Origin of the sequence: Pseudoduganella violaceinigra DSM 15887 (genome assembly GCF_000425385.1) — a bacterium.
GTDB lineage: Bacteria > Pseudomonadota > Gammaproteobacteria > Burkholderiales > Burkholderiaceae_D > Rugamonas > Rugamonas violaceinigra.
In genome coordinates this window covers 387,331-400,315 of the sequence record NZ_KE384356.1, presented here as the reverse complement: position 1 = coordinate 400,315, position 12,985 = coordinate 387,331, and the positions used below count along the sequence as shown (strand labels likewise).

General features: G+C 63.6%; 10 protein-coding genes. 7 read left to right on the top strand and 3 right to left on the bottom strand.

The window, feature by feature from the left end:
• The first annotated feature begins 128 nt into the window (after positions 1 to 128).
• Positions 129 to 572, top strand: a complete 444-nt coding sequence (locus H597_RS0118455) for a MarR family winged helix-turn-helix transcriptional regulator (protein WP_051293937.1) — start codon at positions 129 to 131, stop codon at positions 570 to 572.
• Here the strand turns inward: H597_RS0118455 and H597_RS0118450 are convergent.
• Entirely contained in the window at positions 556 to 981 is a 426-nt protein-coding gene (locus tag H597_RS0118450) for a nuclear transport factor 2 family protein (RefSeq protein WP_035374614.1), read from the bottom strand. The two genes, H597_RS0118455 and H597_RS0118450, sit on opposite strands and share 17 nt — an antisense overlap.
• 11 nt (positions 982 to 992) lie before the next feature.
• Positions 993 to 3,014 carry an NADPH-dependent 2,4-dienoyl-CoA reductase gene (locus tag H597_RS0118445; protein ID WP_028103427.1) on the bottom strand — a complete coding sequence of 674 codons (2,022 nt, stop codon included), beginning with the start codon at positions 3,012 to 3,014 and terminating at the stop codon, positions 993 to 995.
• Positions 3,015 to 3,151: 137 nt separating this feature from the next.
• Between H597_RS0118445 and H597_RS0118440 the strand changes: the two genes are divergently transcribed.
• The 6 genes from H597_RS0118440 (at position 3,152) to H597_RS0118415 (ending at position 11,278) form a co-directional block, all read left to right on the top strand.
• Complete coding sequence (locus H597_RS0118440) at positions 3,152 to 3,679, top strand: PadR family transcriptional regulator (RefSeq protein WP_028103426.1); 528 nt, start codon at positions 3,152 to 3,154, stop codon at positions 3,677 to 3,679.
• A 143-nt stretch (positions 3,680 to 3,822) separates the two neighbouring features.
• Positions 3,823 to 4,530 carry a substrate-binding periplasmic protein gene (locus H597_RS0118435; protein WP_028103425.1) on the top strand — a complete coding sequence of 236 codons (708 nt, stop codon included), beginning with the start codon at positions 3,823 to 3,825 and terminating at the stop codon, positions 4,528 to 4,530.
• A gap of 249 nt (positions 4,531 to 4,779) precedes the next feature.
• Entirely contained in the window at positions 4,780 to 6,447 is a 1,668-nt protein-coding gene (locus tag H597_RS31545) for a glycosyl hydrolase family 18 protein (protein ID WP_028103424.1), read from the top strand.
• 59 nt (positions 6,448 to 6,506) lie between these two features.
• Positions 6,507 to 7,523: a cupin-like domain-containing protein gene (locus H597_RS0118425; protein WP_035374610.1), complete on the top strand. Its 1,017-nt coding sequence runs from the start codon at positions 6,507 to 6,509 to the stop codon at positions 7,521 to 7,523.
• A gap of 13 nt (positions 7,524 to 7,536) precedes the next feature.
• Positions 7,537 to 9,864: a chitinase C-terminal domain-containing protein gene (locus H597_RS0118420; protein WP_083941178.1), complete on the top strand. Its 2,328-nt coding sequence runs from the start codon at positions 7,537 to 7,539 to the stop codon at positions 9,862 to 9,864.
• Between the two features lie 10 nt (positions 9,865 to 9,874).
• The gene (locus tag H597_RS0118415) at positions 9,875 to 11,278 is read left to right on the top strand and encodes a glycoside hydrolase family 19 protein (RefSeq protein ID WP_028103421.1); all 1,404 of its coding nucleotides are present in this window, start codon (positions 9,875 to 9,877) and stop codon (positions 11,276 to 11,278) included.
• A gap of 6 nt (positions 11,279 to 11,284) precedes the next feature.
• Here H597_RS0118415 and H597_RS31540 read toward each other — a convergent pair whose 3' ends face one another.
• The gene (locus tag H597_RS31540; protein ID WP_051293904.1) at positions 11,285 to 12,985 is read right to left on the bottom strand and encodes a vWA domain-containing protein; all 1,701 of its coding nucleotides are present in this window, start codon (positions 12,983 to 12,985) and stop codon (positions 11,285 to 11,287) included.

Below are 12,985 nucleotides of genomic sequence, written 5' to 3'. Positions count from 1 at the left end.
TCGAGATAAATCGCAGTGTAGCAGAATTATCTTGAAATCGAGATAAATTGCTATAATCGTGCCGATAGCTAAAAACGGAGACAGCTGTGGATAAAGTTGATTTCATCCTTGAGCAATGGGCACGCGAGATGCCCGCCATGGATGTCGGCCCAATGGGCGTGATCGGCCGCCTGAACCGCTGCGCCGCCCTGGTGCGGCGCCGGCTCGACGCGAAATTCGAGGAATTTGGACTGAGCAACTGGGAATTCGACGTGCTGGCGACCTTGCGCCGCGCAGGTGCGCCTCACCAGCTGGCGCCGACCGCCCTGTTTTCGCAATTGATGGTCACGTCCGGCACGATGACGCACCGCCTGCACCGGCTGGAGCAACAGGGCTGGGTGACGCGCACGACGAACCCGGCCGATGCGCGCAGCCTGCTGGTGCAGCTCAGCCCGGCCGGGCTGGCGCTGATCGAACGCGCCGTCCAGGCCCATGTGGACAACGAAAAGAACATCATGGCCCCGCTCGGGGCCGACGGCACAGCCGCGCTGGACGCCCAGCTGCGCCAGCTGCTCGCTATGCTGGAACCTTAAAAGCGCCGACCTGGGCGCCGATGCGCGCGCCCATGGCCTCGCCCAGCGCCTGCAAGCCGCTCAGCGGACGCACCATCACTTCGAAGTCGACGATCTTGCCCGCCTCGTTGAAGCGGATGAAATCGATGCCCTTCAGCTGCTTGTCGCCGACGCTGGCACTGAACTCCAGCACCACGCTCAAACCGTCGTCGCTGGCCAACTGGCGGCGATAGGTGAAGTCCTGAAACACCTGGTACGCGGTGTTCAGGACCAGCACCACCGCCTGCCGGCTGGCATAGGGCTTGTTCGCCAGCGGCGAGCGGAAGACGGCATCCGCGTCGACGATGGCGGGCAGGGCGGACAGGTCGCCGCTGAACACCATCTGGTGCCAGCGTTCCAGCGATTCAGCTACGGCGGCATGCAGCTGCATGGGCCTACTCCTTAAATGGCGGCAGCCAGTCGGGTGCCTTGGTTGATAGCGCGCTTCGCATCCAGTTCGGCAGCCACGTCGGCGCCGCCGATCAAATGTACCTTGCAGCCGGCGTCGAGCAGGCCTTGCTGCAGTTCGCGCAGCGGCTCCTGGCCGGCGCAAACAATCACATTATCCACAGGCAGCACGTGCTGCTGGCCTTCCACGGTGACGTGCAGGCCGGCGTCGTCGATGCGGTCGTAGCTGACGCCCGCCTGCATGTTCACACGCTTGGCTTTCAGGCCGGTGCGATGGATCCAGCCGGTGGTCTTGCCCAGGCCGTCGCCCACCTTGCTGGTCTTACGCTGCAGCAGGTGAACCATGCGCGGCGCGGCTTCCACTGCCGGCGCACGCAGGCCGCCGCGGTCCTTGTACTGCTTGTCGATGCCCCATTCGGCATAGAACTTTTCCGGCACCAGGCTGGCGCTCTGGCCTTCGTGGGTCAGGTATTCGGAGACGTCGAAGCCGATGCCGCCGGCGCCGATCACGGCCACGTTCTTGCCCACCGCTGCGCCGTCGCGCAGCACCTGCAGGTAGCCCAGCGCCTTCGGATGGTCGATGCCTTCGATGGCCGGGGTGCGCGGCACGACGCCGGTTGCCAGCACGATCTCGTCAAAACCGCCCGCCGCCAGGGCGGCGACGTCGACACGGGTATTCAAGTGCAGCTTGACGCCGGTCAGCTCGACCTGGCGGCCGAAGTAGCGCAGGGTTTCGTGGAATTCTTCCTTGCCCGGCACTTTTTTCGCCACATTGAACTGGCCGCCGATTTCGCTGCCGGCGTCGTACAGGGTGACTTCGTGGCCGCGCGAGGCGGCGGTGGTGGCGAAGCTCAGGCCAGCAGGACCGGCGCCGACCACGGCGATGCGCTTGGCCAGCTGCGCCGGAGCGATGACCAGCTCCGTCTCATGGCAGGCGCGCGGGTTCACCAGGCAGGACGTGATCTTGCCGGAGAAGGTGTGGTCCAGGCAGGCCTGGTTGCAGCCGATGCAGGTGTTGATTTCGTCGGCGCGGTCTTCGCGCGCTTTCTGCATGAAGAAGGCGTCGGCCAGGAAGGGACGGGCCATCGACACCATATCGGCGCCGCCGTCGGCCAGGATGCCCTCGGCCACGTCCGGCGTGTTGATGCGGTTGGTGGCCACCAGGGGAATGCCGACCTTGCCCACCAGGTTCTTGGTGACCCAGGCGAAACCGGCGCGCGGCACCTTGGTCGCGATGGTCGGGATGCGCGCCTCGTGCCAGCCGATGCCGGTGTTGAGGATGGTGGCGCCGGCCTGTTCGACAGCCTGCGCCAGCTGCACCACTTCTTCCAGCGTGGAGCCGCCTTCCACCAGGTCCAGCATAGACAGGCGGTAGATGATGATGAAGTCCTTGCCCACGCGTTCGCGCACGCGGCGCACGATTTCGACCGGGAAGCGCATGCGGTTCTCGTAGCTGCCGCCCCATTCGTCGCTACGCTGGTTGGTGCGCGCGGCGATGAATTCGTTGATCAGGTAGCCCTCGGAGCCCATGATTTCCACACCGTCGTAGCCGGCTTCGCGCGCCAGCACGGCGCACTGGGCGTAATCCTCGATGGTGTGCACCACTTCTTCGGTGCTCAGCTCGTGCGGGGTGAACTGGTTGATCGGCGCCTTGATCGCGCTCGGGCCCACCAGTTTCGGATGGTAGGCATAGCGGCCGAAGTGCAGAATCTGCATGGAGATCTTGCCGCCTTCCGCGTGCACGGCGGCGGTCACCTTGCGGTGCTGCGCCACTTCCTCGCTGGTGGTCAGCTTGGCGCCCGCCTTCCATGGCCGGCCGGCCTCGTTCGGGGCGATGCCGCCGGTGACGATCAGGCCCACTTCGCCGCGCGCGCGCTCGGCATAGAAGGCGGCCATGCGTTCAAAGCCGTCGGCTTCTTCTTCCAGGCCGACGTGCATGGAACCCATGATCACGCGGTTTTTCAGGGTGGTGAAGCCCAGGTCGAGCGGGGCGAGCAGGTGTGGGTAGCGGTTCATTGGCGTCCTCATTATGCAACTAGTTGCATAAATATAGCCCGGCTGGCGCGTCTATGCAACCAGTTGCATAGACGCTGTGGCTTGTCCACCTCGCGCCGCTGAGGCAAGATGGTGCATCTTTCACATTGTTTCCTGCCATGTCTTTGCCCCACGCGCTGTTGACGTCCCTGTCCGAGCGAGCCGGTTCCGGCTCGGAACTGGCCCGGCGCTTCGATAAATCCATCGGTTTTTTCTGGGCCGCCACCCACCAGCAGATCTATCGCGAGCTGGCACGCCTGGAACAGGCCGGCTGGATCGAGTCGCTGCCGGCCGAAACGGGGCGCGGCCGCAAACGGGCTTACCGCGTGCTGCCGGCAGGTACCGAGGAGTTGCGGCGCTGGGTGGCCGAGGGCGAGGATCCCCGTCCCCAGCGCGATGCGCTGATGGTGCGCATCCGCGCCGAAGCGGCCATCGGCCCGGCAGGCCTGGCGGACGAAATGCGGCGCCACCTCGCGCTGCATGAACAGAAACTGGCGCTGTACAAAAGTTTCGAGCAGCGCGACGCGGCGGGCGAAGCCGATTCGCGCGAGCGGCGGCTGCAATACATGCTGCTGAAGGGCGGTATCGCGCAGGAAGAACTGGCCATCGGCATGGCACGCGAAGCTCTGCGCATCCTGGAAAGCTGAACTGGAGCATTTTCCTGACAGGCCGGCCGCGATGTTTGCGGCCAATGCCGTCGCGGCTTGCCAGGAGTTCGCCCCCGGAGCCGTGCAATTGCGCGAGGCTTAGCCGGTGTTATGCTGCCGATAGGAGACTGCCGGGGAATCGAATGCATCGTCGTACCGTTTTGGGAATTGCGCTATCCAGCATGCTGCCGGCATGGGCAGCCGCGCAGAATTTGCCCGTGATGCACGTCTCCACGCTCGTGGGAGAGGATCCCGCCGCCACCGTTTCCGAATATGTGCTGCGCGAAGCCTACCGCCGCCTTGGCCGTACGCTGGTCGTGCAACAGCTGCCCGGCGAGCGTTCCCTGATCTATGTCAACGAAGGCAAGATGGATGGCGAGCTGTATCGCAAGCTTGGCCTGGAGCGCGATTATCCCAACCTCGTCATCGTCCCCGTTCCTTTGCTCACCTTCGAACTGGTGATCTTCTCGCGCGGCACATCCTTTGTCGTCCATGGGTGGGAAAGCCTGCGGCCCTTTACCCTCGGCTTCGTGCGCGGGAACAAGATCGCGCAGGAAAATACCCAGGGCATGAAAGTGGAGCAGGTGGCGACCATGCACCAGGCCTTCGAAAAGCTCGTGATGGGGCGCACCGACCTGGTGCTGGGCAATCGCGCTTCGGGCATGGCGGTGGTGCGCAGCCAGAAGCTGGATGGCATCACGGTGCTCGATCCGCCACTGGCCTCCTTTCCTGTCTACCACTACCTCAACAAAAAGCACGCGGCGCTGGTGCCTGAACTGACCCGGGTGCTGAAGCAAATGCAGGCCGATCACACCATCGAACGCATCCATAAGTCCCTGCCCGCATATTGAGCGGCAATACCAGTGCGCAACTTGCCGATCACTGGTATTCATCGTTTAACAGAATGTCTCATTTGAGACATTCCTTCCCCACTCTGTAGCCCTGCCTTTCGCTGCCTGTTTTCTGCGCATGTCTTTTTGCAACTGGTCTTGTTGTGGCAGCATTAATTAAAACCACTTGACTACCACTTCCCGCAAAACCATCCTGAAAAAAGAGGGCACACCGAAATACCCCAACAACCACACGATGGAGGAGGAGCGATGGAACTAAAGGTTTCTAGAAGTTTGCTGGTCGCCGGTTTGTCAGGCGGCATGCTGGTCGCCTGTGGCGGCGGCACCAACAGCGGCCAGGCCACACCAGCACCGACGCGGACAATGGCGTCCACGGTAGTGGCGGATGCGTGTCCGGCCTGGAGCAGCAGTGCGATCTACACCGTGGGCATGTGCGTCACGTATAACGGCTCGGTCTACAAGGCCAAATGGTGGACGCAGAATAATGTCCCGGGCACCGAACAATGGGGCCCGTGGGAGCTGCAGTCGACCACACCAACGCCGACGCCAACGCCAACACCTACGCCAACCCCAACACCCACTCCCACCCCGACGCCTACCCCAACACCTACGCCCACCCCGAATGGCCGTGAAGTCGGCTCCTATTTCGCACAGTGGGGCGTGTACGGCCGCAACTACGAAGTGGCCGACATCCACACCACCAAGACGCCGGTGAACGGCGTGCAGACCAGCGTCGCCGACCAGCTCACCTTCATCAACTACGCCTTCGGCAACGTGTACCAGAAGAACGGCGGCTATGAGTGCGATATGGTCACGCGCACGGAAGTGGGCAACGACAACCCGACATCGCCTTCCGCCGGCACAGGGGGCGACGCCTATGCCGACTACCAGCGCCAGCCGGCGCGCACCGTCAATGGACAATCGGTACCTTGGGATGCTCCGCTGTCCGGCAACTTCCTGCAACTGAAGCTGCTGAAGCAGCAGCACCCGAACCTGAAAGTCTTCATCTCGCTGGGCGGCTGGACCTGGTCCAGGTTCTTCTCCGCCGCAGCCAAGACGGATGCCCTGCGCAAGCAGCTGGCCAAGTCCTGCGTGAAGATGTTCATTGCAGGCGACCTGCCGGTGCAGGATGGCCGCGGCGGCCCAGGCGCCGGTAAAGGCGTGTTCGACGGCATCGACATCGACTGGGAATACCCGGGCGGCGGCGGCCAGCCGTACAACACGGTCGATGCGGTGAACGATAAGCACAACTTCACCCTGCTGATGGCCGAATTCCGCGCCCAGCTTGATGCGCAAGGCGCCACCGACGGCAAACGCTATGCACTGACCGCCGCCATCGGCGCTGGCGTCGACAAGATCGCCAACACGGAACCGAGCCAGTACGCGCAGTACATGGACTGGGTGAATGTGATGACCTACGACTTCCACGGCGCGTGGGAATCGAGCACCAACTTCCATTCGCCGCTGTACCGCAACCCGGCCGATCCGGCGACCGGCAACCTGGCCAAGTACAACGCCAACGATGCCATCGCCGCGTTGACCGCCGCCGGTATGCCGAAGAACAAGATCCTGCTCGGGATCCCGTTCTACGGGCGCGGTTGGAAGGGCGTCGGCGCCGGGCCGAATGGCAATGGCCTGTACCAAACCGCCACCGGCGGCGCGGGCGGCACCTACGAGGGCGGCATCGACGACTACAAGGTCTTGCGCAACAAAACCGGCCAGCGCTGGTACCACCCGGTCACCAAGCAGCTCTACCTGTACACCAGCACCGGCGAATGGTGGAGCTATGACGATCCGACCGTGATCGGTACGAAGATGCAGTACGTCCGCGACCAGGGCCTGCGCGGTGCCTTCTCGTGGGAGCTGGATGGCGACGCCAGCGGCGCGCTGACCAGCGAAGTCTGGAAAGGGCGCTAAGCCCTCATCCCTGCCGGCGGCGGCCCCACGCCGCCGGCTTTCCCTATTTGGAGACGACTATGAAACGTCGTGCGACGGTGCATTCCATCGGCATCAGCGACGAGTGGCGGCGCTGGATTGCCGAAAACCTGATGCTGGGCCATTCACCCGCCACGCTGGCCGGCATTCTCGGCCAGTCAGGCATCCCTCCACAGCTGGCGCAGTCCGAAATTGCGGCGGCCATGAACAGCCCTTACCTGCACGGCGTACAGCGCCTGCATAACAGGCTGGCCAAGCGCGATTGGCTGCTCGGCATCCAGGCCCGCCTGAACCGCATGGCGCCGCAGGAGGTGCCGCGCCGCGAGCGCCTCAGCGCCGAGGCATTCCTGCACCAGCACTACCTGTGCAACCGCCCGGTCATCATCACCGGCATGCTGGACGACTGGCCTGCGCGCGGCAAGTGGTCGCTGGACTGGCTGGAAACGCAGTTCGGCGAGCGCGAAGTGGAGGTCCAATTCGGCCGCAACGCCGATGCCGATTACGAGATGAACAGCATCGCGCATAAGCGCCGCATGCCGTTCAGCGAATACCTGGCCTTGGTGCACGAGAGCGGCCGCACCAACGATTTCTACATGACCGCCAATAACGACGGCCGCAACCGGCAGGCGCTGGACGAGCTGTGGCAGGACATGCCCCTGCTGCCGGAATACCTGGACGGCGAACGCAAGGGATTCTTCTGGCTTGGCCCGGCCGGCACCATCACGCCCTTCCACCACGATCTGACCAACAACTTCATGATCCAGGTCATGGGCCGCAAGCGCGTACGCCTGATCGCACCTTGCGAAACGCCGAGGTTACAGAACCAGCGCCACTGCTTCACGCCCGTCGACGGCCGCGCCATCGACCTGCAGCGCTTCCCTTCCATGGCCGGCGTGCCGGTCATCGACTGCGAACTGGCGCCGGGGGAAATCCTGTTCCTGCCGGTCGGCTGGTGGCACTTCGTCGAAGCACTCGATATCTCACTCACCATCTCGGCGACGCACTTCCGCTGGGATAACGATTTTTACAGCAGCTATCCGAACAACCACGATTTCTAATAACGGAGACAGCATGACTTTTCGACCCAATCTTTTGATGCTGGCGCTGGTCGGCAGCGCCATCGCCGGCTGCGGCGGTGGTAGCGGTAGCACGGACAGCACCACCGCCGCGCCGCGCCTGCTCGCATACGGCGTTGTGGCGTCCGCCGCCGCGGCCTGCGATCCATGGAGCGCCAGCGCCGTGTACACCGCCGGCGCCTGCGTCACCTACAACGGCAAGACCTATGTGGCCAAATGGTGGACGCAGAACAATGTGCCGGGCACCGAGCAATGGGGCCCGTGGGCGCTGCAGGATACGACACCAACACCAACACCGACGCCTACCCCCACACCAACGCCGACACCGACACCGACACCAACGCCAACGCCCGTCGCCTGCCGCCCCGACGGCCTGACCTCGCCGGTACCAAACGTTCCTTACTGCGGCGTATACGACGCCAACGGCCGCGAAAAACTTGCGAATGGCCTGAACCGCCGCATTGTCGGCTACTTCACCAGCTGGCGTACCGGCGCCAACGGACAGCCTTCCTACCTGGTCAACGACATCCCGTGGCAGAACATCACCCATGTGAATTACGCCTTTGCGAGTGTAGGGACGGATTCGAAAGTGCAGATCGGCAGCGGCGCCAACAATCCTGAAACAGGCCTGACTTGGCCGAACATTCCGGCTGCTGCGATGGATCCGTCCTTGCCGTACAAGGGCCACTTCAACCTGCTGGCCCAGTACAAGAAGAAATATCCTGGCGTGAAGATCATGCTGTCGGTAGGCGGCTGGGCCGGCAGTACCGGCTTCTATACGGCGACCACCAATGCGGACGGCAGCATCAATACGGCAGGCATCAATACGCTGGCCGACTCGATGGTCGCCTTCCTGCACCAGTACAGCTTCTTCGACGGCATCGACATCGACTACGAACACCCGACCACCAACAACGAAGCGGGCAACCCGCTCGACTTCGCCATCTCGAAGCCGCGCCTCGCCGGGCTGATGAAGAGCTACAACGTGCTGCTGAAAACCGTGCGTGAAAAGCTGGACACGGCTGCGGTAGCTGACAGCAAGTACTACATGCTGACCATCGCCGGTTCCGCCTCCGGCTGGGTGCTGCGCGGCGAGGAAAACCTGTCCGGCCTGAAGTACCTCGATTACGCCAGCTTGATGAGCTACGACCTGCACGGCGGTTGGAACCAGTATGTCGGCCCCAACGCGCCGCTGTTCGACGACGGCAACGACGGCGAGCTCAAAGCCGGCAATGCCTATCAGTACGGCGGCATCGGCTACCTGAACGTCGACTGGGCCTACCGCTACTACCGCGGCGCACTGCAGGCGGGCCGCATCAATATCGGCGTGCCGTACTACACGCGCGGCTGGAAGAACGTCAGCGGCGGCACCAACGGCCTGTGGGGCACCAGCCCGGTCGTCAACGACCCGATCGCCTGCGCAGGGGTGAAGACCTGCGGCATGGGCGCCACCGGCATCGACAACGTCTGGTACGACCTGGACACCAACGGCAAGCCGGTACCGGGAGGCGGCAATCCGCTGTGGCATGCGCTCAACCTGCAGAACGCCATCGTGCCGTCCTACCTTGATGCCTATGGCGTGACGGAAAAGACCATCACCGGCACCTACAGCCCGCAATACAGCGCGACGATGGCCGCACCCTGGCTGTGGAACGCGACGCGCAAGGTCTTCATCTCGACTGAAACGGCGCAATCGATCGCAGCGAAAGCGAACTATGTCGCCAGCAACGGCATCGGCGGCATCATGATCTGGGAGCTGGCAGGCGACTATGCCTGGAACGCGGCGCGCAACGGCGGGGCCGGCGAGTACTTCATGGGCTATACGCTGACCAACAGCATCGCCGCCACCTTCCGCAGCGCCGCCCCCTACGGCGCGCAGCGTGCCGAATCGGCCATCCCGGCCAGCAGCGCGAAAGTCAGCATTTCCCTGGGCGGCTGGAAGCTGGGCGACAGCAACTATCCGATCAACCCCGTGATGACGGTGACGAACAATACCGCCACCGCCATTCCGGGCGGCTCGGTGGTGGAATTCGACTATCCGGTGTCGGCGCCGGCCAATATGAGCGACCAATCCGGCTACGGCCTGTCGGTGATCAAGGCTGGATATACCGGTCCGAATAATATCGGCGGCTTCAAGGCCAACTTCAACCGCGCCAGGTTCACCATACCGAGCTGGCAATCGGTGGCGCCGGGTGCCTCGGTCTCGCTCACGCTGAACTACACCCTGCCGATCAGCGGTCCGTCGGCCTACACCATCACGGTGGGCGGCGTGCGCTATGCACTCAGCGAGGAATATCCCGAGCTGCCTGTGGTCTTGAAATAGGAGAGGAAACATGCGAGCGATCAGCTATCCGATGCTCGCACTGTCCCTGCTGCTGTCCGCCTGCGGCGGCGGCAGTGCGGACAGTGCAAGCCCAGTGCGCACACTGGCCGTTTCCGCCGTGGCGAGTTGCCCCGCCTGGAGCGCGAGCCAGGTTTACACGGCGGGCATGTGCGCCATCCACCAGGGCAAGCAATATGAAGCCAAGTGGTGGACACAAGGGAATGTGCCCAGCCAGGCCGATCCCTACGGTCCATGGAAGTACGTCAAGGATGCCTCCGACCCGCCCACCGATCCGGGCGACCCGACTACGCCGCCTGGCGGCGTGCCGACCAAGGCGCAGGCCGAAGCGCGCGAACAGGCGCTGACCAGCAATGACTTCTTCCGCAACGTCAAGGCGTCGATCAGGACGCTCGACAACGCGGCGGTGGAAGCGGTCAGTCCCGGCGCGGCCAGCAATCCCGCCAACGTCAAACGCGTTGAGCGGCTGCTGTCGTCCGCCAAGTGGGACTACTACTTCCCGATTCGCGAGGCGAGCTACGAATACCGGCGCTTCCTGCAATCGGTGGCGAAATTCCCCGCGGTATGCGGCGATTACAGCGATGGCCGGAATGCGGACGCCATCTGCCGCCACTCGCTCGCCACCATGTTCGCCCACTTTGCCCAGGAGACCGGCGAACACAATGCCAGCCTGCCGACGCCCCAGTGGCGGCAGGGCCTGCGCTACTTGCGCGAGCTGGGATGCAGCGAGGACGGCCAGGGCTGCGGCTACAACACCGAATGCGCCGACCCGGTGTTCAACACGGTCTGGACCTGCGGCAAGAACGCCGACGGCAGCTACAAGAAGTATTTCGGGCGCGGCGCCAAGCAGCTGTCCTACAACTACAACTACGGCCCGTTCTCGCAGGTCATGTTCAACGGCGACCAGTCGGTGCTGCTGAAGAATCCCGACCAGGTGGCATCGACCTGGCTGAACCTGGCGTCGGCCACGTTCTTCTTCGTCTATCCGCAGCCACCCAAGCCGTCGATGCTGCACGTGATCGACGGCAGCTGGGTTCCCAACGCCAGCGACACCGCCGCCGGGGCCGGAAACAACTTCGCCACCACGATCATGATCATCAATGCGGAGTGCGGCACCGGCAGCGAAAAGCCGGCGGCACAGAACCGCATCGATTACTACCGGCAGTTCGCGGCGGACCTTGGCTGGGATGTGAAAGGGGAACAGCTGTCATGCGCCACGATGCAGCGCTTCGGCCCCTCCAGTTCCGCTTCCTACAACATCTATTGGGAAAAGAACTGGAACAGCGGGGGCGATTACCAATGCCAGCTGGTGAACTACCAGACGCCTTACAGCGCCCTTATCGCCGGCAACTATGTGAAATGCGTTGAGCGCAACTGGAACGTCACGCTCAAATAGCCGGCATCAACGCTGCGCGGTCTCGCCGACCTTGCCCAGGGACTCCGCCATTCGCACCATCCGTACGAATTCGGCGCGATAACCTTCGGGGTCGGCGCCGCGCGCACCTTCCGCCAGTTTGGCGATATCGCCGTAGCTGAAGTCCGCCACCTGCTGCTCTCCGCGCAGGCGCTGGCCGAACGCCGCAACTGCGACGGCGAAGCGCTGGTCATCCGGCACGCCATTGAGCGAGTCATGCGCGCTAGCCGCAAGCACGGGACGCTCCATCTGCTTGCTGGTGGATTCGCCCGGCAACTTGTAGCGCACCTTGACGAAGCACAGCTCTTCGCCTTTGCTTGCGGCGGCAGGCTTCTGTTTGCCCGGCTGGGCGTAGCGCAGCGGATCCACCAGCTTGCCGGCATTGGCGGCCGGAGTGATTTCGTAGATGGCCGTGACGGTGTGGCCGGCCCCCATATCGCCCGCGTCGACCTTGTCGTCCTTGAAGTCTTGGCGGTTCAGCATGCGGGTCTCGTAGCCGACCAGGCGGTAAGCCGCCACCTGCGCGGGATTGAATTCCACCTGCACTTTCACATCGTTCGCAATCGGGAACATGGTCGATCCCAGTTCCTGCGACAGCGCCTTGCGCGCTTCGAGCAGGGTATCGATGTAGGCCGCGTTGCCGTTGCCGGACTGGGTCAGGCGCTGGATCAGCGCGTCGTTCAGGTTGCCCAGGCCGACGCCGAAGACCGACAGGTAGACGCCGGATTTACGCTTGTCGACGATGAATTTTTCCAGCTGCTTGGGATCGGTGATGCCGATATTGAAATCGCCATCCGTCGCCAGGATCACGCGGTTGACGGCTTGCGGGTCGAAGTTGCGCTCGGCCTGTGCGTAGGCGCGCTGTAGTCCGTCGCCGCCGGCCGTGCCGCCGTTCGCGTGCAGGTTGTTGATCACGTCGATGATCTTCTGCTTGTCCTTGCCTTTGGTCGGCTCCAGCGCCACCGCGGTGCCATTGGCGTAAGTGACGATGGAGACCATATCGTCATCGCGCAACTGCTCAGCGAACAGGCGGAAGCCTTGCTGCAGCAGCGGCAGGCGGTCGCGCGAGGCCATCGAGCCCGAAATATCCACCAGCAGTACCACGTTGGCGCGCGGGCGTTCGGCGGTCTTGATGTCATAGCCTTTCAGCGCGATGTGGACCAGCTGGTTGCCTTGCTGCCAAGGGCTTGGCATCACTTCGGTCGTGACGGCGAACGGCTCGCTGGCCTTGGCCGGCACGGAATATTTGTACGGGAAGTAGTTGACCATCTCCTCCACGCGCACGGCCTGCGACGGCGGCATGCGGCCGTCGGACAGCATGCGGCGTACGAATGCATAGGAAGCGGTATCCACATCCACGCTGAAGGTCGATACCGGCTGCTCGCTCACCAGCACGGATTTGTTGCTGTCCTTGTCGGGGAACTTGTCGGCCGACGGGGCGAATTGCGGCATCGGCGGCGGCATGGAAGACGCATAGCCCATCATCGGGGCAACCGGCTTCGCAAGGCGCGCACCGGTGGCATTGGCGATCACGCGGCGTTCTTCGATGGGCGCCGGCGCGGCCATCGGCACCACGCCCGGCTGGGGCGTTGCAGCGACAGGAACCTGCCCGGGGTTCTGCGTACTGCAGGCCGCCAGGGTGAGCATGCCGGCGGCCACGACCGGGGCAAATTTATTCGACTTTTTCAT

Bases quoted from the DNA above. Each gene is read 5' to 3' on its own strand.
- H597_RS0118435 (WP_028103425.1), top strand. From the start codon at position 3,823: ATGCATCGTCGTACCGTTTTGGGAATTGCGCTATCCAGCATGCTGCCG.
- H597_RS0118420 (WP_083941178.1), top strand. From the start codon at position 7,537: ATGACTTTTCGACCCAATCTTTTGATGCTGGCGCTGGTCGGCAGCGCC.
- H597_RS0118415 (WP_028103421.1), top strand. From the start codon at position 9,875: ATGCGAGCGATCAGCTATCCGATGCTCGCACTGTCCCTGCTGCTGTCC.
- H597_RS0118425 (WP_035374610.1), top strand. From the start codon at position 6,507: ATGAAACGTCGTGCGACGGTGCATTCCATCGGCATCAGCGACGAGTGG.
- H597_RS0118450 (WP_035374614.1), bottom strand. From the start codon at position 981: ATGCAGCTGCATGCCGCCGTAGCTGAATCGCTGGAACGCTGGCACCAG.
- H597_RS31545 (WP_028103424.1), top strand. From the start codon at position 4,780: ATGGAACTAAAGGTTTCTAGAAGTTTGCTGGTCGCCGGTTTGTCAGGC.
- H597_RS0118445 (WP_028103427.1), bottom strand. From the start codon at position 3,014: ATGAACCGCTACCCACACCTGCTCGCCCCGCTCGACCTGGGCTTCACC.
- H597_RS31540 (WP_051293904.1), bottom strand. From the start codon at position 12,985: ATGAAAAAGTCGAATAAATTTGCCCCGGTCGTGGCCGCCGGCATGCTC.
- H597_RS0118455 (WP_051293937.1), top strand. From the start codon at position 129: ATGCCCGCCATGGATGTCGGCCCAATGGGCGTGATCGGCCGCCTGAAC.
- H597_RS0118440 (WP_028103426.1), top strand. From the start codon at position 3,152: ATGTCTTTGCCCCACGCGCTGTTGACGTCCCTGTCCGAGCGAGCCGGT.